Source organism: Deferrisoma palaeochoriense (genome assembly GCF_054656955.1).
The window spans coordinates 1-21,793 of sequence record NZ_BAAHXI010000030.1; the positions used below are offsets into that span (position 1 = coordinate 1).

The following is a 21,793-nucleotide window of genomic DNA, read 5'->3' on the forward strand; positions in this document are numbered from 1 at the left end:
CGTCCCAACGTCCTAACGTTCTAACGTCCCAGCATTGGAGCGTCCCAACGTCCCAACGGATCCGTCGCCATGCCCTTGCTCTTCGCCTCCCGTTCCCACGGCACCGTCGTGTTCGGGTTCTACAACATCGAGACCGATCATCTTCTGCTCGAGGATCTCGGATTTTTCTGCTCCGATTTCTGCCAAGGGCTTTCGACGCTTCCCCCCGAGGGGGGGACCTTCGCGCTGGAGGGCCATCGATTCCGGAGTCCGGAGGACCTAGGAGACCTCATGGGCGCCATCCGGGGGGAGCGCCACGTGGGGTACCTCGGCGAGGTGTACCGCCGATGGCCGTTCCCGTCGGAACCCCGGGAATTTCGCCAGAAGATACGGGGGCACGAGAACCGAGGCGAGACGCTTCGGATTCTTCGGCGCTGGGCCGACCCGGAAACCATCCCGGTCGTCTGGCGGCCCGGCGAGGACGAGGGGGCGATCGGGTCCTACCGGTTCAGCCGGGAACAGTTTCGGGAACTTCTGCGGTACGTCTTCCGGGGCGGGTACCCCACCTGGGAGGGGTTCCTGGAGTTCGGGAAGTGCCCGCCGTGGGTGGCGGACATGGCCCGGAAGTGGGGGGTTGCGCCGGGTTCCGGCGGTTCGGGGCGTTGACACACAGGGGGGGGCTCCGTAGGATCGCGGCCGCGATTTGTTTGCCCGGAGAGAGCCATGGATCATCCCTCCGCCCCGGGTTTGGATCCCCACGGGGGCCGGACCAAACACGAAGAGCTCCCCGGTGATGTCGCCGCCGCCTTGGCCGACCGGGAGGCGGTGGAGGAGGCGGCGGCCGGCCCGGCCGCAGGAGCCCCCCCGAGGCCCCGGGAGTCCGAACGCGACAGGGCGTTTCTCGGCATGGTTGTGCTGGCGGCCGTGGTGCTCGTGTTCCTCTGGATCGGGGGCACGGCGCTTTGGGGCATGCGGCGCCAGATGGGTGCCCTGGAAGCGCGGCTGGGCTCCCTCGAGGCCGGGCTCGCGGCGGAGGCCCGCACGCGGAACCGCGCGGCCGTGGGCCGGATCCTCGCCGACCTCGAAGCCCTGCGGCAGAGCCTGCCGGCCGACCAGGCGGATCGGCTGGAGGATGCCTCCCGAGCACTCCGGGACGTGGCCTCGGACCTGTGAGCCCCGCGTTCTTGAGCGCTGGGATCGGGGAGGAGTATTCTCACGGCAGGGCGGGCGATCAATGCCCGCTTTTGTCTTTGAGCGTCCCGCGCAGGCGGCGTGGCGCGGGAGCCGGTCCCAGGGGTGAGCCGGCGGCACCGAGGCGTTGCCTCGCCGCGGTGCCTGGAAAGGTACTCGTGTCCGCCTGGGGCGTGGGGGCTGCTTCCGGTCGTGCGTGAGTGCGGCATCCGGCTACTCGTAGAAGCCACGAGCGGCGCTCCAGCAAGTCCCACCCCCCGAAGCGCCTCTATTTGAGCGCCGGAGCAACACAAAGGGCTCAGCCGCCCAGCCACCCGCCGCCGGGCGGACCAGCCACAGAAGGAGTCGAGGCATGACGGCGGAAACACCGGTAGGAAAGGTTGCTTCCACCCAGTTCTGGATGCGAAAGCTCCATAGCCTTACCGGGTTCTTGTTCCTGGGGTACTTCCTGTGCCTGCACGTGCGCGGGGAGGGGGCCTACGAGAGCCCGGTCCTGCGGGTCGTGTTCCTGTACCTCCCGCTTCTCTACCACGGCCTCTACGGCCTGTACATCACCTACGAATCCCAGCCCAACAACCTGCGGTACAACTGGCTCCGGAACTGGATGTACCTGGGGCAGCGGGCCACGGGTCTGTTTCTCGTACCCTTCATCGCCCTCCACGTGGCCGCCATGAATGGGGCGGCGTTCGCGGACGCGGGGTGGTACGTGGCCGTGTGGTACGCCGGGCTTCTGGCCGCGGTGTTCCACCTGGCCAACGGAATCTTCGGCACCGCCATCGACTGGGGCATCACGGTGGGCACCCACAGCCAGCGGGTGTTCGTGGGGGTCAGTTTCGCGGCGTTCGTGATCCTGGCGATCTACGGCCTGCGAACCCTGGCCCAGTTTTGAACGCGGCGCGCGCGCCGGGCCTCCGTTCCAAATAGCTTCCCCGGCTAGGCGGCTAAGAACGTTCGGGATTCCGGCGTGTCAAGCCGCCCAACTCGTGGGAGCGGTTGCCGTATCGGGGGTCAGAATTCAGAGGACAGATGCCAGAAACCCCCTGTCCTCTGTCTTCTGTTGTCTGGTGGCACCTGACACGGGCCCGTCGCCCGCATTTTGTGGGGCAAGGGACCTCCCGGAGAGACGAGCGCGGCACCCTTCACCCGTTGGCCCCCGGAGCAACGGCAGGGATTTGAGAATACGTCCGCGGGGATTCGGAATGGCCGCGCGGGCGAGAGGAGAAAAACCGTGGAACGAAAAAACGTGATCGTTGTGGGCGGTGGGCTTGCGGGGTTGATGGCCGCGGTCCGGATCGCCGAGCAGAATTTCCACGTGGACCTGTTCAGCCTGGTGCCCGTGCGGCGGTCCCACTCGGTGTGCGCCCAGGGCGGCATCAACGCCGCGGTGAACACCAAGGGGGAGGGGGACAGCCCCTGGGAGCATTTCGACGACACCATCTACGGCGGCGACTTCCTGGCGAACCAGACGCCGGTCAAGCGGATGTGCGAGGCCGCCCCCGGCATCATCTACCTCTTTGACCGCATGGGGGTGATGTTCAATCGCACCGCCGAGGGGCTCCTGGACTTCCGGCGGTTCGGGGGCACCAAGTACCACCGCACGGCCTACGCCGGGGCCACGACCGGGCAGCAACTCCTCTACGCCCTCGACGAGCAGGTCCGCCGGTACGAGGCCGCGGGCCGTGTGACCAAGTTCGAGGGATGGGAGTTCCTGTCGGCCGTGGTGGACGACGCCGGGGTGTGCCGGGGCGTGGTGGCGGCCGACATGGTGTCGGGCGAGGTGCGGGCCTTTCCGGGGCGCGCGGTGATCCTGGCCACGGGGGGGCTCGGCATGATCTTCGGCAAATCCACCAACTCGGTCATCAACACCGGGGCGGCCGCGGCGAGCGTGTACACCCAGGGGGCCACGTTCGCCAACGGCGAGTTCATCCAGGTCCATCCCACGGCGATCCCCGGCCCCGACAAGCTGCGGCTGATGAGCGAGTCGGCCCGGGGCGAGGGCGGCCGGGTGTGGGTGCCCCGCAACGGCGAGCGGTGGTACTTTCTCGAGGAAAAATACCCGGCGTACGGAAACCTCGTGCCCCGCGACATCGCGAGCCGCGAGATCTTCGACGTCTGCGTGAACCAAGGGCTCGGGGTCGACGGGAAGAACCAGGTGTACCTGGATCTCACCCACATCCCGGCCGAGGAACTCGAGGTGAAGCTCGGGGGGATCCTGGAGATCTACCGCAAATTCATGGGGGAAGACCCGGCCAAGGTGCCCATGAAGGTGTTCCCGGCCGTGCACTACTCCATGGGCGGGCTGTGGATCGACTACGACCAGATGACCTCGATCCCGGGCCTTTTCGCAGCAGGCGAGTGCGAGTACCAGTACCACGGCGCGAACCGGCTCGGGGCCAACAGCCTCCTGTCGTGCATTTACGGGGGCCAGGTGGCCGGCCAGAAGGCCATGGAGTGGGCCCTCGATAAGGCCCCGGAGGGCGAGGCGGGCCGGGCGGCCGAGCTCGAGGTGAAGCGGCAGGAGGAGTTCCTGAACCGCATCCGGTCCATGGACGGCGACGAGAACCCGTACGTGCTGCACCGGGAGCTCGGGGAGGTGATGACCGAGAACGTGACCGTGGTGCGCTATAACGACCGGCTCGACCAGACCCTGGAGCGGATCGTCGAGTTCAAGGACCGCTGGACGAACCTGCGGCCGCCGGACAGGGGGGCGCGGGCCAACCAGTCGCTCCATTTCGCGCGGCAGCTCTACTACATGCTCGAGCTGGCGCACGTGATCACCCTCGGGGCCCGGCTCCGGGACGAAAGCCGCGGCGCCCACTACAAGCCGGAGTTCCCCGAGCGGGACGACGAGCGGTTCCTCAAAACGACGCTGGCCCGGTATACCCCCGACGGGCCGCGGATCGACTACGAGGACGTGGACATCCAGTACATCGCCCCCCGGCCGCGAAAGTACGACGTGGACAAGAAGGAGACCCTCGGATGAGCCGGACGGTTCGGCTTCGGATCCGCCGCCAGGACGGGCCCGACGCGCCCTCCCGTTGGGAGGAGTTCGCGGTGCCCCACTACGAGCACATGAACGTGATCACCTGCCTGCAGGAGATCCAGAAGAACCCCGTGGACGCCCAGGGCCGCGCCACCACCCCGGTGGTGTGGGACTGCAACTGCCTCGAGGAGGTGTGCGGCGCCTGCACCATGGTGATCAACGGCCGGGCCCGCCAGGCCTGCTCGGCCCTGGTGGATGAGCTCGCGCAGCCCATCGTGCTGGAGCCCTTGAGCAAGTTCCCCCTGGTGCGCGACCTCATGGTGGATCGCACCTTCATGTTCGAGAACCTCAAGCGCATCAAGGGGTGGGTGCCGATCGACGGCACCTACGACCTGGGGCCCGGGCCGCGTCTGGCAGAGAAGCGCCGCCAGTTCGGGTACCGGCTGAGCCGGTGCATGACCTGTGGGTGCTGCATGGAGGCGTGCCCCCAGGTGAACCGGCGGACGAACTTCATCGGCCCGGCCGCGCTGGCCCAGGCGCTCTACTTCAACATCTCCCCCATCGGCCGAATGCTCGCCGAGGAGCGCCTCGAGGCCGTGATGGGTGACGGCGGCATCACCGAGTGCGGGAACGCCCAGAACTGCGTGAAGGCCTGCCCGAAGGAGGTGCCGCTCACCACGGCCATCGCCAAGCTGAACCGGGACACCACCTGGTACTACGTGAGGAACTGGTTCGAACGCGGGTCATGAGCCTCGGTCGCTGGGGGTGGCGCGCGGCGGCCCTGGTCGCGGGGTTCGCGTGGGTGGCGACCGTCTGGATCGCCTCCGGACTCGACCGGCCCAGGCCCGGGGCCGAGCGGGGGATCACGATCCCCCGGGGCGCCACCGCGGCCCAGGTGGCGCAACTCCTTGCCGAAGCCGGGTTTTTCCCCCATCCCGTGCTGGCGCGACTGGCGATCGGGGCCAGCATGCCGCCCGGGGGGCCCAAGGCGGGTTCGTACCGGTTCGGGGAGGCCCCGAGCGCTCGGGCCGTGCTCGAGGCCGTGGGCCGGGGGGCCGTGGAGCAGGTGCGGGTCGTGCTGCCCGAGGGCCTCACGGCGCGGGACATGGCCAGGGTGTTGGGCGAGGCCGGGGTCACCGATCCGGTCCGGTTCCAGGCCCTGTGCTACGACGAGGGGGCGCCGGGCCGGTGGAATCTTCCGGGGCCCACCCTCGAGGGGTACCTCTTTCCCGACACGTACCGGTTCGCCAGGGAGCTCGAGCCGGAGGAGGTCGTCTCGGCGCTGGTGAGCCGGTTCCGTGAGGTGACGGAGCCCCTGTTGCCCGAGGCCGAGGCGCGGGGGCTCGACCTGCGCTCGTGGGTCACGCTGGCCTCGATCGTGGAAAAGGAAACGGGGGTTCCCGAGGAGCGGCCCCTTATCGCGGCCGTGTTCTGGAACCGGCTGCGACGCGGCATGCGGCTCGAGAGCGACCCCACGGTCATCTACGGCATCCCGGAGTTCGACGGGAACCTCACCCGAGAGCACCTGCGGACCGATCACCCCTACAACACCTATACACGCAAGGGTCTCCCGCCGGGCCCCGTGGCCAACCCCGGCCGGGGGAGCCTCGAGGCCGCTGTGCGGCCGGCCCCGGTCACGTACCTGTACTTCGTGAGCCGAAACGACGGCACCCACGTGTTTTCCGACACCTACGAGGAGCACCGGCGATGGGTAAGGCGCTACCAAAAGCGGCGGCGCTGATCGCCCTGGCGGCCTGGGGGTTCGGCGCCGCCCCGGTGCGGGCCGAGCTCGTGGATGCCCTGGTGGGAAGGATCGACGGGTACGCCCTGACCTGGAGCGAGATCCGCCGGGAGGCCGCGATCCGACGGCTCGAAGGGCGGCCGGCGGCCGAGGCCCTGGCCCGGGTGGTGCGCGACGCCGTGGTGCGGCGCCGTCTGTTCGCGGCGGAGGCCGAGAGGCTCCGGCTCGAGGTCTCGCCGGCCGAGATCGACGCCGAGCTGGAGGCGCTCGCGAACCGCTGCAACCGGCCGCCCCCCGAGCTCTGCCGGGTGCTCGGGCTCGACCCGGAGCACCTGCGGCTGCGCCAGCGCCAAGAGGTCCTGGCCCGGAAATATCTCGCGTTCCGTCGGGAGATGACCTTCGTCCCCCTGACCGAGGTGCTGCGGTTCATCCGGGAGCAGGGGGACCGGCTCGGTGTTGAGGACCCGCTCGACCTGCGGGGAGAGGTGCGGGCGTATCTGGAGGAACGGAAGTTCCGCAAGGAGCTGGAGGAATGGCTGCAAACGCAGGTGAGGGAGGGCCGGGTGGAACTCCTGCCGCTGCCGACGGCGCAGACCGGCTGAGGCAAGACGCCCTGGCCGTCTTCCGGGCGGCCGTGGGCGCGGCCGACCCCGAGGCCGCGGTGGTGGCACACCTTCGGCGACGGGGCGACGATTTGGAGGTGGGCCCGGAACCGGAACCGGTGGCCCGGTTGCGGCTCCACGAGGCGGGAAAGGTGTGGGTGGTGGGGGCCGGGAAGGGGTCGGCACCCATGGCCGCCGCGGTGGAAACGGTTTTGGGCGATCGCATCGCGGGGGGCGTCGTGTGCGTGAAGGACGGCCACGGCCTGCCCCTCGGGCGGATCGAGGTGCTGGAGGCCTCCCACCCCGTGCCCGATGCCAGGGGGGTGGAAGCGGGGCGCCGGATCCTCGAACTCGTCCGCGGGGCCGGCCCGGACGACCTGGTGGTGGCGGTGCTTTCGGGGGGCGGTTCGGCGCTCCTGAGCCTTCCGGCGCCCGGGGTGACCCTGGAGGATGTCCAGGAGGTCACCCGGCTCCTTCTGGCGAGCGGCGCCACGATCGGGGAACTCAACGCCGTGCGGAAACACCTCTCCCAGGTGAAGGGCGGGCGCCTGGGGGCGGCGGCCCATCCGGCCCGGGTGGTGAACCTGGTGCTCTCCGACGTCATCGGCGACCGGCTCGACGTGATCGCCTCGGGGCCGTTTTCCCCCGACCCGACCACGTTCTCCGAGGCCCGCCAGGTGCTGGTGCGGCGAGGTGTCTGGGACCGGGTGCCGGAGGCGGTGCGCCGCCACATCGAGGCCGGCTGCCGGGGAGAGGTGGAAGACACCCCCAAGCCCGGAGACCCCCGGCTCGCCGGCATCGTTCACGTCGTGGTGGGATCGAACCGGAAGAGCCTGGAGGCCGCGGCCGCACGGGCTCGTGCCCTGGGGTACAACCCCCTGATCCTCACCTCCCGTCTCGAGGGGGAGGCCCGGGAGGTCGGCAGGGCTCTGGTGGCCGTGGCCCAGGAGGCGCGGGAGCGGGGCGACCCGGTGGCGCCGCCGGCGTGCCTGCTCGCGGGGGGCGAGACCACGGTGACGCTGCGGGGCAGCGGGAAAGGGGGGAGGAACCAGGAGATGGCCCTGGCCATGGCCTTGGCGCTCGAGGGGTGGGAGGGGATCGCGGCGCTCTCCGGGGGAACCGACGGCACCGACGGCCCCACCGACGCGGCCGGAGGCCTGGTGGACGGGACCACGGCCGCGCGGGCCCGGGCTTCGGGCCTCGAGCCTGCGGAATTCCTGGACCGGAACGACAGCTACGCCCTGCTCCGGCAGGTCGGGGATCTCCTCGTCACCGGCCCCACCCGCACCAACGTGATGGACGTACAGGTGCTCCTCGTGGCGGCCCCGCAAGACTAGACAACTTCGTTTCCCAGGTGATACCGTACCGCCTTCGTTCTTTCGGGCACGAGGTCTGGAAACGACAGAGCCCTTCCGCCGAACAAGGACCGCCGATGTACGAGGTGAAGATCGAGGAGCATTTTGCCGCGGCTCACAACCTGCGCGGCTATCAGGGGCAGTGCGAGGCCCTCCACGGACACAACTGGAAGGTGGAGGTGGTGGTCCGGGCGGACCGCCTGGACGCCACCGATCTGGCCCTGGATTTCCAGGAACTTAAGAAGGCCACGCGGGAGGTGCTGGCCCAGTTGGACCACGCCTACCTGAACGACCTTCCGGCGTTCCGGGAACGGAACCCCTCGTCGGAGCGGATCGCCGAGTACCTGTGCCACGAGGTGGCCCGGCGGGTCGACCGGGAGGGGATCCGGGTGCACCGGGTGACCGCGTGGGAGAGCAACCGGGCCGCGGCCACCTACATCCGGGATTGATCCCGTGCTCGAAGACATCCAAAGCCGCGCCGACCATCGCCGGATTGCCATCGACAAGGTGGGGGTGAAGGACATCGTCTACCCCATCACTGTGCTCGACAAGACCCACGGCGAGCAGCACACGGTGGCCACGGTGAACATGTACGTGGGCTTGCCCCATCACTTCAAGGGCACCCACATGAGCCGGTTCGTCGAGGTCCTGAACGAACACCGCCACGGCATCGCGGTGGGGAACGTCCGGAGCATCCTCGAGAAGATCCGGGAGCGCCTGGACGCGGTTTCGGCCCATCTGGAACTGCGGTTCCCCTATTTCATGGAGAAGAGGGCCCCGGTGAGCCGGGCGGCCTCGCTCATGAGCTACCCCTGCGCCCTCAAGGGATCGCTGGAAGAGGACAAGTTCGACCTGGTGGCCGAGGTGGGAGTGCCGGTGACGAGCGTGTGCCCGTGCTCCAAAGCGATCAGCGCGGGCGGCGCCCACAACCAACGGTCCCACGTGCGGGTCAACGTGCGGTTCCGGGAGTTCGTGTGGCTCGAGGACCTCATCCATCTGGTGGAGAGCCGGGCGTCCTGCGAGGTGTTCAGCCTTCTCAAGCGAAGTGACGAAAAGTACGTGACGGAGAAGGCCTACAACAACCCCAAGTTCGTGGAGGACATAGTCCGGGACGTGGCCCAGGCGCTCCTGCGCGACCCGAACGTAACGTGGTTCTCGGTGGAGGCCGAGAACTTCGAAAGCATCCACAATCACAACGCGTACGCCTACGTCGAAAAGTGGTAGGCCCCCCTTCCGGGGCCGGGGGAGGCGTGCGTGGCGATCCGGTGGGGATCGGGGGCTACTCGCGGCACGGAGGGCGGATTCCGTCACACCCGAACCTTGACGAGCGCATGGAACGATATTGGGACTGTAGCCTCTGCCGGATCGAGCCCAAGGGAGAAGCGCTCCGGTGCCGGACCTGTGCGGGCCGGCTCCGGGGGCGCGACCGCCTCCTCCACGAGATCGCGGCCGACCGCCGGTTGCGGCCCAGGGGGGCGTGGATGTCGCTGGTGGCGGCCGGCGCGGGGCAGATGTACCAGCGCCGTTGGCTCACGGGCCTGGTGCTGGCGTGCCTTATCCCGCTGGCGCTGGGCCTCGTGGCCGCGGTTTGGAACGGGTTTTCCTACGGCCACCTGTTCCTGCTCGGTGCCGCCGGGTTCGTGTTGGCCGTGTCCTGGGCCGATGCCCGGTGGGGACCCTCCGCGCCGCGTCCGCCGTGCCAGCGGGCGTGTCCCGCCGCGCTTCCCATCCCGGACTATCTCCAACTGATCCTCGACGAAAACCTGGAGCAGGGCTACGGACTCGTGCGTACCCGGGTGCCGCTCGTCGGGGTGATCGGCCGGATCTGCCCCCATCCTTGTGAAACCGCCTGCGTGCGGGGCATCGACGGGGAGCCGATCGCGATCAACGGGTGTAAGCGGTTTCTCGCCGACCGGGAACGGGACCGGCGGGGGACCGCGCCGTCGGGGGGGGCGGTGCACCTGGACGGCGGCGGGCTCAAGGTGGCGGTGGTGGGGGCGGGTCCCGCCGGGCTCTCCTGCGCGTACTACCTGAGCGTGCTCGGCGCCTCGGTCACGGTGTTCGAGGCGGAAAAGGTCCTGGGAGGCCGGCTCGCGACCACGATCCCCGAGTATCGCCTTCCGGCCTACATCCTGGACGAGGAATTGGAGGATCTTCGGAGCCGCGGGGTGGGGTTCCGGTGCAATACCCCGGTTGGGCCGGGGGGGATGCCGCTGGCCGATCTCCTGCGGGAGTACGACGCCGTGTTCCTGGGGGTGGGAGCCGCCCGGTCCATCGAGCTTCGGATCCCCGGGGCGGAGCTGTGCACGGATTTCCAGGAGGTGCTCCGGCGCGCCAAGGAGGCCGCGCCGGTGCGCCTGGGGCGTCGGGTTGTTGTGGTGGGGGGGGGGAACGCGGCCATGGACGTGTGCCGCACGGCCCTCCGGCTGGGGGCCGAGGAGGTACATCTGTTGTACCGCCGAAGCCGGGACGAGATGCCCGCCCGGGCCGACGAGGTGGAGGAGGCGGTGCGCGAGGGGGTGCAGTTCCACTTTCTGGCGGACCCCGCGGAGATCCGAAAAAAGGGGGACGGCTTGGAGGTTCGCGTGCGCACCATGGAGCTGGGTGCGCCCGACGCCACGGGACGGCCCCGGCCCGTGCCGGTGGAGGGAAAGGACTGGACGCTCGAGGCCGACGCGGTGATCCCGGCCCTGGGGCAGCGGGTCGAGGCCCCCGTGTTTTCCGACCCCGTCCTTTCGGGCCTGCGCCGGGAACCGGACGGGCGGATCTGGGTGGACCCCGAGACCCAGCGGACGAGCCTGGAGCGGGTGTACGCAGGGGGCGACGCGGTGAGCGGGCCGGCCACCGCCGTGGCGGCGATGGCCCAGGGCCGGCGGGCGGCGCTCGCCCTCTTCGCGGATCTCGCGCCGGAGCGGGTGCCGGGCTGGCGGCTTCGGGACCGGCGGGTGCGCCAGCCCTTTCCGGGGCACCGGGAGACGCCGGAGGCGCGCATCCGGGAGGAGATGCCCAAGGTGTCCCTGAGGCAGCGGCGCGAGGGGTTCCGGGAGGTGGAACTCGGCTTCAACCCGGCCTCGGCCCGGCGGGAAGCCGGCCGCTGCCTCCAGTGCCACCGGGAGTTGTAAGGTTGGGACGTTAGGACGTTAGGACGTTGGGACGTTGGGACGTTGGGACGCTAGGACGTTAGGACGGTGGGACGTTCCGTCCGCGCGTCCGCACGTCCCAACGTCCGCACGGTCAAACGACAAACGACCTGCGGCAGTTCAAACGATTTACGACTCACCATTTACGAGTCACGCCCCAAGGAGTACGACCCTTGAAGCAAACGGCCAAGGCGGGCTTCGGAAAGAGGCTTTTTGAGTTTTTCGCTTCGATCAAGCTGAGCGTGGTGGTGCTCATTGCCCTCGCGGCGACGAGCGTGTTCGGCACCGTGATCCAGCAGGGCAAGGAGTTCGGGGTTTACGCGGCCGAGTACGGCGAGGGCTGGGCCAGGGTGATCTGGGCCCTGGGCCTCCACAACATGTACTACTCGTGGTGGTTCCAGGCGCTCCTGGTTCTCCTGCTCGTGAACATCACGTTCTGTTCGCTCAAGCGCCTGCCCCACGCGATCCGCCTCATGACCTACAAGGACCCCGTGTTCGACGGAAAGCCGGTGGCGATCCACGAAAAGTGGACCACCCGGGTCAAGGGCGGAGACGTGGGGGCGGTGGCGGAAAAGCTCGAGACGCTTCTCAGACGCCGGATGCGTAAGGTGTTCCGGGAGGAGCGGGACGGGGCCGTGTATCTCCTGGGCACCCGCGGGGGCTGGGCCCGGATGGGCGTGTACGTGACCCACTTTAGCCTGTTTCTATTCGGGCTGGGGGCCATCGTGGGGGCCCAGTGGGGGTTCAAGGGGTTCGTGAACATCGTGGAGGGCGACACCGTCTCCCAGATCCGTCTCCGGGACGGGGGGGTGAAGGACCTCGGGTTCCAGGTGCGTTGCGACGACTTCGAGGTGACCTTCTATACCGATCCCCAGGGGCGGCCCACCGGGCGGCCCAAGGATTACATCAGCGACCTCACGGTGTTGGAAAACGGCCAAGAGGTCCTGAAAAAGCGGATCGAGGTCAATAGCCCCCTGATCTACAAGGACATCTATTTCTACCAGTCCTCCTACGGCCAGGCCGGCGGGAGGTCGGCCTGGCTCACGGTGTTCGGCCCGCGGCGGAACATCCTGTTTCATCGTAAGCGGGTGGAGAAGGGGGGGAGCGTCGAGCTGGAAAACGGCGACCGGCTGATTCTGCGGAACCTGACCGGGGATTTTCGGGGCATGGGCCCCGCGGTCGAGGTGGTGCTCCAGCCCGCCCAGGGGGAACCCCAGAGCACGGTGGTGTTCCAGGCCCCCCAGGGCAACCACCGCCGGCTCGACGGGTACGTGGTTCGGGTGGACGGGGTCGAGACCCTCATGTACACGGGGCTCCAGGTGGCCTACGACCCGGGGGTGCCGCTCATCTGGGCCGGCTGCATTTTCATCACCCTGGGGTGCCTGATCGCGTTCTTCGTGAGCCACCGCCGGGTTTGGGCCCGGATCCGGCCTGCGGAGAAGGGCCCGGTGGAGGTGTTCCTGGGGGGCAACGCCAGCCGGAACCGGATCGCCTTCGAGCGGTGGTTCCAGGACTTGTGCGCCGAGGCGCAAGAACTCTTTGAAAAGTAGACCCCAAGTTGCTATAAGGGGGCCCGGATCGCGTTCCGAGGGGGCCCCTTCCACGGAGGAACGATGATCAACGATAAGCTCTTCGGGATCGCCATGATCCTGTATCTGCTGGCGACCTTCGGGTACGTGGTGTACCTGGTGCATCGCTCCAAGGTCACGGGTTGGATCGGCACGGGCCTGGCGCTCGCCGGTTGGCTCGTGAACACGGCCGCCATGGTCGTACGCTGGATCGAGTCCCACCAGGCCGGGTACGGCTACATTCCCCTTTCCAACATGTACGAGTCGATGGTGTTCTTCGCCTGGTCGATCATGCTGATCTACCTGGTGTTCGAGCGCCTGTACGGGTACCGGGCCATCGGCGCCTTCGTGGCCCCGTTGGGATTCCTCGGCATCGCCGTGGTCTCCCTCAATCCCCACATCTCCTCCGAGATCCAGCCCCTCGTTCCGGCGCTCCAGTCCAACTGGCTCACAGCCCACGTGGTGACCTGCTTCTTCGGGTACGGGGCATTTGCGGTGGGGTTTGCGGTCTCGATCATGTATCTGTTCCGGCGCCGCACCGAGGCCCGGTTGGGCAAGGATGCCCCGGGAATTCTGCCGCCGGCACGGGTTCTCGACGATCTGGCGTACAAGTCGGTGGCGGTGGGGTTTCCGCTGCTCACCCTGGGCATCTTGACCGGCGCGATCTGGGCCAACTACGCCTGGGGCACCTACTGGAGCTGGGACCCCAAGGAGACCTGGTCGCTCATCACGTGGTTCGTGTACGCCGCGTACCTCCACGCCCGGTTCACGGCGGGGTGGCGCGGCGCGCGGTTGGCGTGGCTTTCGGTTGTCGGATTCGGGTGCGTGATCTTCACGTACTGGGGGGTCAATTTCGTGTTGTCGGGGCTTCACAGTTACGCGGGGTAACGCTTCGGGAGGAGGAGAGACCATGCCGAGACGGGGGAACGATCGGGGTCGTCGAGGGTTTTCTTTCGTTCGAACAGGGGATGGATCCATGAGACACGGGATGTTGGGCGCGGTGTTGGCCGGGGTGCTTCTGGCGGCGGGGGCTGCGGGGGCGCAGGAGGGCTGCGTCACCGATCAGTGCCACGCGAATATGGGCAAGGCCACCTATGTCCACGGGCCGGTGGGGGCCGGCCAGTGCGTGGTGTGCCACGAGGAGGGGAACCCGAATCACCCCACCAAGTCGGGCCAGGATTTCAAGCTGGCGTTCGGGGGCGGCAAGGACCTGTGCTACGCCTGCCACGACCGCAAGGACGCGAACCGCACCGTGCACAAGCCCGTGGCCACGGGCGACTGCATCGCCTGCCACGACCCGCACCAGTCGGAGGCCGAGCTCCAGCTCAAAAAGCCCACCACGAGCGAGCTGTGCTTTAGCTGCCACGAGAACAACAAGACGAACCGGGGGTTCGTGCACGGCCCGGTGGCCGCCGGGGACTGTAACATCTGCCACAACCCCCACTCGTCGCCCTATCCGAACCTGACCGAGGAGAAAGGCGCGGAACTCTGCCTCCTGTGCCACATCGACCGCAAGGAGGAGTTTACACGGAAGTACGTGCACAAGCCGGTGGAGGAGGACTGCGGCAAGTGCCACAACGCCCATGCCACCGACGCCCCCTACATGCTCTACGGTGAGGGCAAAGAGCTCTGCTACCGCTGCCACAAGGACATGCAAAAGCACATCGAGGAGTCCACGGTGCAGCACACGGCCCTGAAAAAGGAGCCCTGCACCGGCTGCCACACCCCCCACTCGTCGAACTACCCGCGGCAGCTCAAGGCGCCCACGAAGGAAATCTGCTTCACGTGCCACACCGACATGGCAGCCAAGATCCAGAACTCTAAGTTTCTCCACGGGCCGGTCAAGCAGAACGACTGCTACGCCTGCCACGACCCCCACGGATCGAACTACGCATTCGTGCTGAAGAAGCCGTTCCCGGCCCAGTTCTACATGCCCTACAAGACCGAGAACTACGCCCTGTGCTTCGACTGCCACAACAAGGACATCGCTCTAAACGAGTTCACGACGAAGCTCACGGACTTCCGAAACGGCGACCGGAACCTGCACTTCCTCCACGTGAACAAGGATCCCAAGGGCCGAAGCTGCAAGGCCTGCCACGAGGTCCACGCGGGGAACCAGGAGAAGCACATCCGCAAAGAGGTGCCCTTCGGCAAGATGTGGAAGCTGCCGGTGAACTACACCAAGACCCCCACCGGCGGCCGGTGCGTGGTGGGGTGCCACAAGCCGAAGGACTACGACCGGGAGAACCCCGTGGTGTACTGAGTTCGGTTCCGCCCGGGGGGCGGCGGCCCCCCGGGTTTTTGCGTTGGGCCGGAAGGCTTCTTGGATTCGGGAGCAGGAGGAAGGGCCATGCGGAGATGTTGGCACCTGGGCAACGGGTTGGCCGCTTTGGCGATCGCGGGGGTTCTCGCGGCGGCGCCCGACACGGCGGCGGGGTTCCGGAAGGTGGAACCGGGGCAGCCGGCGCCGGATTTCTCGTTGCAGACGGTGACAGGGGAGACGGTGTCGCTGTCGTCGTTTAAGGGCAAGGCCGTGGTCGTTTCGTTTCTCCGCCAGGGCCAGGAACGCAGCGAAAACGCGGCCAAGGCCCTGGAAGAGGTGAAGGCGGCCTTTCCGGACCGGGCGGCCGTGGTGGGGGTGATTGTGAACCCGGCGGACGGAGACGCGAAAGCCTGGGCCGAAGGGCTGGGGATTTCGTACCCCGTGGTGGTGGACGCCGACCAGGAGGTCTACGGCACGTACGGGGTTCTGGTGGCCCCGAGCACCGGCGTCATCGATCCGGAGGGCAAGTTCGTGGAGGAGGTGGGGGGGTACACCGCCGGGTTTGCCGACGAGGTGAAGCATCTCGTGGCCAAGGCCCTGGGCGAGGAGGTCCGGGAGGAGCCCGCGGCTTCGGCCCCGGAGAAGTCCGGCGCCCGGAAGGACGCCGAGCGCTACCTCCAGAAGGCGAAGCTCCTGGTGAAGCGAAAGATGCCCGAAAAGGCCCTGGAGTCGGCGAGGGAGGCCGTGAAGGCCGACGACACGTACGCCGAGGCCCACGAGCTGCTGGGGCTCTGGCTCCTGGACGCCTCCCCCGACAACGCGGACGAGGCCGAGGTGCACCTCAAGCGGGCGCTGGAACTAAACCCACGGAGCGCCGACGCCAAGGTGGGGCTGGCGCGGGTGATGGGGATTCGCGGCAACGTGGACGAGGCGGCCAAAACCCTGGAGGACGCGGCCAAGATCAGTCCCAAGCCGGAGCGGATCTACTACGAACTCGGCCGCATCTACGAGGGGGCCGGCCAGTACGAAAAGGCCGTGGAGGCGTACCGGAAGGCGCTGGAAAAGCTGCTCCACTGAGGGTGAGGTAAGGAGAGTCAGCCATGGCGGGTCGACGGTTCGGAGTCTTCTTGGGGTTCCTGGTGCTCTTGGCGGTGGCCCCGGCCGCCGCGGCGTTCAAGTATGTGGAGGTCGGCCAGAAGGCGCCGGAGTTCACGCTCAAGACCCTGGACGGCTCCGAGATCCGGCTCGCCGACAAGGTGGGGGCCAAGGCCCTGGCCGTGGTCTTTTGGGCCACCTGGAGCCCGCGGAGCAAGGAGCTCCTGGAGGATCTGGCCAAGGTGTATGCCGAGCGCCACGACAAGGGATTCGAGGTGGTGGCGGTCAATGTGGACCACGAGCACCTGGACGCCGAGACCCGCGCGGCCGTCGAGCAGGCGGCGAAGGGCCTTCCGTTTCCCGTGGTGGTGGACGAGGGGCTGGCCACCTACTACGCGTACGGGGTGGTGGCGACGCCGTCGGTGGCCCTCCTGGATGACTCGGGAACGGTCCGCTACGCGTTTGCCAGTTACTCCACGGCCACGAAGACCGACCTCAAGGAGGCGGTGGACGCGCTCCTCGGCATCGCCCCGGAGGCGAGCGCCCGCGTCGCGGTGAAGAAGCGCGACTACGTGCCCCCCAAAAAGGCCACCCTCCACTACCAGAAGGCCCAGGTGTTGATCCAGCGGGGCATGGCACGAAAGGCGGTGCGCGATCTGGAGAAGGCGGCGGAGCTTGACCCGAAATGGGCCGATCCGCGGGTCCTGCTGGCCCGAATCTACGTGGAGGAGTCCCGAAAGAACCCGGCATTCATCGAGAAGGCGGAAGCCGTGCTGCGGGAGGCCCGGGAGATCCAGCCGAAGCACCTCCAGACCCTGGGGCTCCTGGCCGAAGTATTGGAGGCGAGAGAGAAGCACGACGAGGCCCTCGCGGTGGCCGAAGAGGCTCTGGCGATCGAGCCCGCCTATACGCCGGCCCTGGTGGTGAAGGCCCGGAGCCTTCGCGCCCTGGGACGTCACGACGAGGCGGCCAAAGCCATCGATGCGGCTCTGGAGCTCGACCCGAGAAACCCCAGGGTTCTTGCGGAGAAGGGGGAGATCGCGGCCGCCCAGGGCCGGTGGGACGAGGCGGCCGCGTCGTTTCGCCAGGCCGTGGAACTCGCCTGGCGCGACCGGGGCGAGGGGTAGCCGATGCCCGAGTGGGTGCTCGAACTGCGGGAGCTCTTCTGGGACGCGAACTTCATCCCCTTGGGAATGGGGCTTCTGATCGTGCTCACCGTGGGCACGGGATTGTGGAACACCCGGTGGCGCCGCACGGTGTGGCTGGTGGGGGTCGCCCTCATGGGGATGACCCTCTACCTGGGGCTAGCCCGGCACGAGTGGGGTGAGGTTCTCTTCAACGGACAACTCCTTTGACTGAGCTGCATCGGGGTCGGGTGACCCCCGGTTCGGCGGGTAGGAGTGGGAGCCACAGGGGCGGTTCTGGCGGGCGCCGTTTGTGAAATGGGATGGCGGAGGTTTCCGCCTCCCCGGGTGTTAGCCTTCCAGCTTCGATCGGGAACTCGCGTGATCCGGATCCGAACACGACGCTTTTTTCAGGCCGGCATGTCCCTGGGAATCAACGGGTACCTCCCGGGGTACTGGGCCAAGGCCGTGTACCAGGGGGCGGCCAAGGGGTTCTGCGTGCCGGTGCTGAACTGCTACGCGTGCCCCTCGGCGTTTTTCTCGTGCCCCATCGGCACGCTCCAGCACTTCATGGTGGTGCGGGCGATCCCCTATTACACCCTGGGGTTTCTCGGCCTGATCGGGGCGGTCGTGGGGCGGATGCCCTGCGGGACCCTGTGCCCCTTTGGGTTTTTCCAGGAGCTGTTGTACAAGCTGCCGTCCCTCAAGATCAAAATCCCCAAATATCTCCGGCCGTTTCGGTTCGTGGTGCTCGTGATGCTCGTGTTCGTGGTCCCCTGGATCACGGCGGAGAACTGGTTCTCGAAGCTCTGCCCGATGGGCACGCTGATCGGAGGGCTTCCGTGGGTCACGATCAGCCCCGAAGTGCGCACGATGATCCGGGACCTGTTCTGGATCAAGGTCGCCATTCTGATCTTCTTCGTGGCCTCCTCGGTGGTCGCCAAGCGGCCGTTCTGCCAGACCACGTGCCCCCTGGGGGCCTTGTACAGCCTCTTTAACCGGGTGAGTCTGGTGCGGCTCCAGTGGAACCCGGCGCTTTGCACCCACTGCGACAAGTGCTACGAGGTGTGCCCCATGGAAATCCGCCCCTATGAGGGCGAGAACACCGGGCACTGCATCCGGTGCCTCGACTGCACGGCCTGTGAAGCCCTCACCGTGACCACCGTCCTCCACCGGGCTCCCTCTCCCGAGCCGGACCGGGTTCCCGGTTCGGCTCTCACCTGAGCGCGAAGCGGATCGTTTCGGTGTTTCGGACCTCCCTTAGTTTCAAGATCAACCTGGCGATCGTGATCGTGCTCGGCCTCGTGCTGGGTGGGGCCACGTGGCTCAACGTGCTGGCCCAGAACCGCCAGGCGGTCGAGAACACGAAGAACCAGGCCCGGATCCTGTCCAAGACGCTCACGAACATCATCCGGATCGACATGGAGGGCCGGTGCCAGAAGGACGTGATGAAGGTGATCCGGATGATGGGCCAGTTCCAGGACATCGAGACGATCCGGATCTTCAACGCCGACGGCATGATTATGCACTCGGCCGAGCCCGGCGAGATCGGCAAGGAGGTGGACGAGCTCGTCTACAACGTGTTCACGAGCCCCGATCGGTCGAAGCCGTTCAAGAGCGAGGAGCGGGGGCACCGCAGCTTCTGCATGGTCGAGGTGATGTACAACGAACCCAAGTGCCACACCTGCCACGACCCCCAGAAGGAGATCGTCGGGGTCCTGGAGGTGTGCCTGAGCATGGCCCAGACCGAGAACCACATCCGGCAGAACGCCCGGTTCATGGTGGCCTCCACCGTGATGAGTCTCCTCCTCGTGACCGGGGCGATCAGCTTCCTGCTCGACCGCATGGTGAACCGCCCGGTGCGGGAGCTCTCCGAGACCATGAAGGAGGTGGAACGGGGAAACCTGGACGTGCGAAGCCGGGTGGGCGGAAACGACGAACTCGGCCGGTTGGCACGGAGTTTCAACTCCATGATCGCCCGCCTCGATGAAACCAGCAAGGAGGTGGAGCGGCTCCACCGGGAGCAGATGATGCGGGCGGAGCGGCTCGCCTCGATCGGCGAGATGGCAGCGAGCGTGGCCCACGAGATCAAGAATCCCCTGGCCGGGCTCGCCGGGGCGGCACAGGTCCTGGCCCAGGGATTCGGCCCGGACGACCCCCGCACCCCCGTGGTGCAGGAGATGCTCAAGCTCATCGACCGGCTCGACAAGACGATCCGGGATCTCCTGAGTTTCGCCCGGGAGTCGGTACCCAACTGGCAGCAGGCGAACCTGAACGACGTGGTGGAAGAGTCGGTGTTCTTCGTGGACCGGGAGGAGGGCGGGGCCCGCGAGCAGGTGGACCTGGACCTCGACCCGGCCATGCCGGAGATCCCGATGGACCCGCAGCAGATCCAGCAGGTGCTCCTCAACCTGATCCTGAACGCGCGTCACGCGGTGGGAAGCCGCGGACGGGTCACGGTGCGGACCCGTGCGCGGCCGACCCTGGACGGCGGGGTCGGGCCCGGCGGGGACGGTTGGGTCGAGGTGGTGGTGGAGGACGAGGGGCCCGGGATCCCGGCCGAGAAGCTGAGCGAGATCTTCAAGCCGTTCTACACGACCAAGAACCAGGGAACCGGCCTGGGGCTGCCGATCTGCCGGAAGATCGTCGAGGCCCACGGGGGCAGGATGCACGTGGAGAGCCAGGTGGGCGTGGGGTCCAAGTTCTACGTGTGGCTGCCCACCGAGCGCAGGGAGGAAGCCGCGTGAGGGGGTTTCGTTGGGGCGTGTTGGGGCTGGCCGTGCTCCTTGCGGGATGCGGCGTGGCCAAGGAGGAGTACCTCAAGGCCGTAGACCGAGCCGGCACCCTGGAGGCGCGGCTCCGGGCCACCGAGCAGGAGCTCGCAGCCGAACGGAAGGGCAGGGCCGAAGCCGAGGAGGCGCTGGCCCGGTGCGGCGAGGAGCGGTCAAGCCTCGAGGGGAAGGCCCGTGATCTGGCGGCCCGCCTCGCCGAGGCCGAGGCCGACGCGGCCCGGTGGCGCACCCGGGCCCAGGAACGGGAGGCGGACCTCGACCTGTGCGGCAAGGCACGGCAGGAGGCGGAGTCCCGGGTCGAGGCGTGCGAGCGCCGTCGGGAGGAGGAGCTCACGGCCCTGCGGTCCCAGAAGCTCGACGTGGAATCCCGGCTCGAGGCCTGCCGGGCCGATCTTGCGGACCTAAACGCGAAGCTCGAGCTCCTGGAGGCCGAACGGCGCCGGGCCGAGCAGGAGAAACGCGAAAAGCTCGACGAGGTGTCCCGCACCTACCAGGGCCTTCTCAAGGGCATGGAGAAGGAGGTGGAAGAGGGGCGGGTGGTGATCGAGCAGCTCAAGGGCAAGCTCTCGGTCAAGGTGCTCGACGAGATCCTCTTCGATTCCGGAAGCGCCCGGATCAAGCCCGAGGGGGAAGAGGTGCTGCGGCGCCTGGGTGAGGTGCTGAAGGCCCAAACCGACAAGGCCATAGTGATCGAGGGCCACACCGACAACGTGCCGATCTCGGGGGCTCTGGCCGAGCGGTTTCCCACCAACTGGGAGCTCTCCACCGCCCGGGCCACGAGCGTGGTGCGGTTCCTCCAGGACCAGGTGGGGGTGGAGCCGGAGCGGCTTTCGGCGGTGGGGTTCGGTCCCTACCGGCCGGTGGCCCCCAACGACACCCCCGAGGGCCGGGCCCGGAACCGGCGGATCGAGATCAAACTGGTGCCCCTGGAAGCCCCCCTGTTCGCCCCGCCGGAAGGTTCGGAGTAGGGGGCGGCGAGCACGTTGGGACGGTGGGACGCTCGGCGGCTCGGCGGCGAGGCGGCTGGGCGGCGAGGCGGCTGGGAAGCTGGAAGGCTGGGAGGCTGGGAGGCTGGGAAGCCGTTGGGCGCGAAGCGCCCAGATCATTCACGATTCCCGATTCACGATTCCCGATTTACGATTTACGATTCACGGCTCTTTCCCGTCCGCACGTCCGCACGTCCCAGCGTCCGCACGGTCAAACGACAAACGACCCCCGACCAACGACCGGCAGCCGTTACCCCGTCCGCACGTCCACGCGTCCCAGCGTCCGAACGGTTGTCCGTCCGCACGGTCCAACCGGCAACGCTAATACAGCGCGTCTTTTCCCCTCTCGTCGGTGCGGATCCGCACCACGTCGTCCACCGGCAGCACGAAGATCTTGCCGTCCCCGATGTTGCCGGTGTGGCACACGGCGCGGATCGCGTCCACGATCTCGGCGACCCGTTCGTCCTCGGCCACGATCTGGACCCGGCTCTTCGCGAAGAACTTGGGCACGAACCCCCGGGTGTCGGAGTAGCGCATCTGGCCCAGGGGTTTCCCGATCCCCATCACGTTGTCGACCGTGAGCCCGGGCGCCCCGATCTCGAACAGGCGGTCGCGCAGTTCGTCGAGCCGGTCGGTGTTCACGATGGCCTGGATGAGCTTCATGGCGGGCCTCCTGTGGCGGCGTCGGGGCGCTTCGCGCCCCGATGGGATGTTCGGACGGGCTAACTGCCGTGAATCGTGAATCGTAAATCGTGAATGGTCTGGACGCGTCGCGCCCGTCCAGCCTCCAAGCTTCCCGGCGTCCTCGCTTCCCAGCTTTCCAGCCTTCCAGCCTTCCCTCCTTTGTCAAGCCGCCCTTGAAACCCCGGGCCGGGTGTGGTACCCGTATGCGCTTCCATTCCGCACGCTCCTGGACCGCCGGTGGTGCCCGAACGGGTCGGGTCGGAAGGCGGGACGAAGGGGGCGGAGGCCAA

21 protein-coding genes are annotated in these 21,793 nt (G+C 67.9%); 20 read left to right on the forward strand and 1 reads right to left on the reverse strand.

Features of this window, described 5'->3' with window-relative positions; translation table 11 throughout:
- Positions 1-69: 69 nt before the first annotated feature.
- The 20 genes from ACYQ8L_RS09750 to ACYQ8L_RS09845 all read left to right on the forward strand — a co-directional run bounded on the left by ACYQ8L_RS09750 (position 70) and on the right by ACYQ8L_RS09845 (position 20,801).
- Positions 70-645: a hypothetical protein gene (locus ACYQ8L_RS09750; protein WP_459941600.1), complete on the forward strand. Its 576-nt coding sequence runs from the start codon at positions 70-72 to the stop codon at positions 643-645.
- A 57-nt stretch (positions 646-702) separates the two neighbouring features.
- Positions 703-1,152, forward strand: a complete 450-nt coding sequence (locus ACYQ8L_RS09755; RefSeq protein ID WP_459941601.1) for a hypothetical protein — start codon at positions 703-705, stop codon at positions 1,150-1,152.
- 370 nt (positions 1,153-1,522) lie between these two features.
- The gene (locus ACYQ8L_RS09760; protein WP_459941602.1) at positions 1,523-2,059 is read left to right on the forward strand and encodes a succinate dehydrogenase/fumarate reductase transmembrane subunit; all 537 of its coding nucleotides are present in this window, start codon (positions 1,523-1,525) and stop codon (positions 2,057-2,059) included.
- A 387-nt stretch (positions 2,060-2,446) separates the two neighbouring features.
- The gene (gene sdhA / locus ACYQ8L_RS09765) at positions 2,447-4,153 is read left to right on the forward strand and encodes a succinate dehydrogenase flavoprotein subunit (protein WP_459941649.1); all 1,707 of its coding nucleotides are present in this window, start codon (positions 2,447-2,449) and stop codon (positions 4,151-4,153) included.
- On the forward strand, positions 4,150-4,902 hold the full coding sequence (sdhB, locus tag ACYQ8L_RS09770) for a succinate dehydrogenase iron-sulfur subunit (protein ID WP_459941603.1): 753 nt from the start codon (positions 4,150-4,152) through the stop codon (positions 4,900-4,902). The genes sdhA and sdhB overlap by 4 nt, the downstream gene beginning before the upstream one ends.
- A complete protein-coding gene (mltG, locus tag ACYQ8L_RS09775) occupies positions 4,899-5,894 on the forward strand; it encodes an endolytic transglycosylase MltG (protein WP_459941604.1) in 996 nt (331 codons plus the stop codon). The genes sdhB and mltG overlap by 4 nt, the downstream gene beginning before the upstream one ends.
- Positions 5,861-6,496 (forward strand): hypothetical protein, encoded by a 636-nt coding sequence (locus ACYQ8L_RS09780; protein WP_459941605.1) that lies wholly within the window; start codon positions 5,861-5,863, stop codon positions 6,494-6,496. The genes mltG and ACYQ8L_RS09780 overlap by 34 nt, the downstream gene beginning before the upstream one ends.
- The gene (locus ACYQ8L_RS09785) at positions 6,427-7,833 is read left to right on the forward strand and encodes a glycerate kinase type-2 family protein (protein ID WP_459941606.1); all 1,407 of its coding nucleotides are present in this window, start codon (positions 6,427-6,429) and stop codon (positions 7,831-7,833) included. The genes ACYQ8L_RS09780 and ACYQ8L_RS09785 overlap by 70 nt, the downstream gene beginning before the upstream one ends.
- A gap of 95 nt (positions 7,834-7,928) precedes the next feature.
- On the forward strand, positions 7,929-8,300 hold the full coding sequence (queD, locus tag ACYQ8L_RS09790) for a 6-carboxytetrahydropterin synthase QueD (protein ID WP_459941607.1): 372 nt from the start codon (positions 7,929-7,931) through the stop codon (positions 8,298-8,300).
- 4 nt (positions 8,301-8,304) lie between these two features.
- Positions 8,305-9,075, forward strand: a complete 771-nt coding sequence (gene folE2 / locus ACYQ8L_RS09795; protein ID WP_459941608.1) for a GTP cyclohydrolase FolE2 — start codon at positions 8,305-8,307, stop codon at positions 9,073-9,075.
- Positions 9,076-9,182: 107 nt separating this feature from the next.
- A complete protein-coding gene (locus ACYQ8L_RS09800; protein WP_459941609.1) occupies positions 9,183-10,973 on the forward strand; it encodes an FAD-dependent oxidoreductase in 1,791 nt (596 codons plus the stop codon).
- A gap of 191 nt (positions 10,974-11,164) precedes the next feature.
- Complete coding sequence (resB, locus tag ACYQ8L_RS09805) at positions 11,165-12,541, forward strand: cytochrome c biogenesis protein ResB (protein WP_459941610.1); 1,377 nt, start codon at positions 11,165-11,167, stop codon at positions 12,539-12,541.
- 63 nt (positions 12,542-12,604) lie between these two features.
- Entirely contained in the window at positions 12,605-13,447 is an 843-nt protein-coding gene (ccsB, locus tag ACYQ8L_RS09810; protein WP_459941611.1) for a c-type cytochrome biogenesis protein CcsB, read from the forward strand.
- Positions 13,448-13,535: 88 nt separating this feature from the next.
- Positions 13,536-14,822, forward strand: coding sequence for a cytochrome c3 family protein (locus tag ACYQ8L_RS09815; RefSeq protein ID WP_459941612.1), 1,287 nt, complete (start codon positions 13,536-13,538; stop codon positions 14,820-14,822).
- Positions 14,823-14,909: 87 nt separating this feature from the next.
- Complete coding sequence (locus ACYQ8L_RS09820) at positions 14,910-15,899, forward strand: peroxiredoxin family protein (protein ID WP_459941613.1); 990 nt, start codon at positions 14,910-14,912, stop codon at positions 15,897-15,899.
- A gap of 23 nt (positions 15,900-15,922) precedes the next feature.
- A complete protein-coding gene (locus ACYQ8L_RS09825; protein ID WP_459941614.1) occupies positions 15,923-17,044 on the forward strand; it encodes a redoxin family protein in 1,122 nt (373 codons plus the stop codon).
- Between the two features lie 3 nt (positions 17,045-17,047).
- On the forward strand, positions 17,048-17,272 hold the full coding sequence (locus ACYQ8L_RS09830) for a hypothetical protein (RefSeq protein ID WP_459941615.1): 225 nt from the start codon (positions 17,048-17,050) through the stop codon (positions 17,270-17,272).
- A 150-nt stretch (positions 17,273-17,422) separates the two neighbouring features.
- Positions 17,423-18,265, forward strand: coding sequence for a 4Fe-4S binding protein (locus ACYQ8L_RS09835; protein ID WP_459941616.1), 843 nt, complete (start codon positions 17,423-17,425; stop codon positions 18,263-18,265).
- 20 nt (positions 18,266-18,285) lie between these two features.
- Entirely contained in the window at positions 18,286-19,788 is a 1,503-nt protein-coding gene (locus tag ACYQ8L_RS09840) for a sensor histidine kinase (RefSeq protein ID WP_459941617.1), read from the forward strand.
- Complete coding sequence (locus ACYQ8L_RS09845) at positions 19,785-20,801, forward strand: OmpA family protein (protein ID WP_459941618.1); 1,017 nt, start codon at positions 19,785-19,787, stop codon at positions 20,799-20,801. The genes ACYQ8L_RS09840 and ACYQ8L_RS09845 overlap by 4 nt, the downstream gene beginning before the upstream one ends.
- Before the next feature lie 339 nt (positions 20,802-21,140).
- Here the strand turns inward: ACYQ8L_RS09845 and ACYQ8L_RS09850 are convergent, their stop codons facing one another.
- Positions 21,141-21,482 (reverse strand): P-II family nitrogen regulator, encoded by a 342-nt coding sequence (locus ACYQ8L_RS09850; RefSeq protein ID WP_459941619.1) that lies wholly within the window; start codon positions 21,480-21,482, stop codon positions 21,141-21,143.
- Between the last annotated feature and the right edge of the window lie 311 nt (positions 21,483-21,793).

Bases quoted from the DNA above. Each gene is read 5' to 3' on its own strand.
- ACYQ8L_RS09750 (WP_459941600.1), top strand. From the start codon at position 70: ATGCCCTTGCTCTTCGCCTCCCGTTCCCACGGCACCGTCGTGTTCGGG.
- ACYQ8L_RS09755 (WP_459941601.1), top strand. From the start codon at position 703: ATGGATCATCCCTCCGCCCCGGGTTTGGATCCCCACGGGGGCCGGACC.
- ACYQ8L_RS09760 (WP_459941602.1), top strand. From the start codon at position 1,523: ATGACGGCGGAAACACCGGTAGGAAAGGTTGCTTCCACCCAGTTCTGG.
- sdhA (WP_459941649.1), top strand. From the start codon at position 2,447: ATGGCCGCGGTCCGGATCGCCGAGCAGAATTTCCACGTGGACCTGTTC.
- sdhB (WP_459941603.1), top strand. From the start codon at position 4,150: ATGAGCCGGACGGTTCGGCTTCGGATCCGCCGCCAGGACGGGCCCGAC.
- mltG (WP_459941604.1), top strand. From the start codon at position 4,899: ATGAGCCTCGGTCGCTGGGGGTGGCGCGCGGCGGCCCTGGTCGCGGGG.
- ACYQ8L_RS09780 (WP_459941605.1), top strand. From the start codon at position 5,861: ATGGGTAAGGCGCTACCAAAAGCGGCGGCGCTGATCGCCCTGGCGGCC.
- ACYQ8L_RS09785 (WP_459941606.1), top strand. From the start codon at position 6,427: ATGGCTGCAAACGCAGGTGAGGGAGGGCCGGGTGGAACTCCTGCCGCT.
- queD (WP_459941607.1), top strand. From the start codon at position 7,929: ATGTACGAGGTGAAGATCGAGGAGCATTTTGCCGCGGCTCACAACCTG.
- ACYQ8L_RS09800 (WP_459941609.1), top strand. From the start codon at position 9,183: ATGGAACGATATTGGGACTGTAGCCTCTGCCGGATCGAGCCCAAGGGA.
- ccsB (WP_459941611.1), top strand. From the start codon at position 12,605: ATGATCAACGATAAGCTCTTCGGGATCGCCATGATCCTGTATCTGCTG.
- ACYQ8L_RS09815 (WP_459941612.1), top strand. From the start codon at position 13,536: ATGAGACACGGGATGTTGGGCGCGGTGTTGGCCGGGGTGCTTCTGGCG.
- ACYQ8L_RS09820 (WP_459941613.1), top strand. From the start codon at position 14,910: ATGCGGAGATGTTGGCACCTGGGCAACGGGTTGGCCGCTTTGGCGATC.
- ACYQ8L_RS09825 (WP_459941614.1), top strand. From the start codon at position 15,923: ATGGCGGGTCGACGGTTCGGAGTCTTCTTGGGGTTCCTGGTGCTCTTG.
- ACYQ8L_RS09830 (WP_459941615.1), top strand. From the start codon at position 17,048: ATGCCCGAGTGGGTGCTCGAACTGCGGGAGCTCTTCTGGGACGCGAAC.
- ACYQ8L_RS09850 (WP_459941619.1), bottom strand. From the start codon at position 21,482: ATGAAGCTCATCCAGGCCATCGTGAACACCGACCGGCTCGACGAACTG.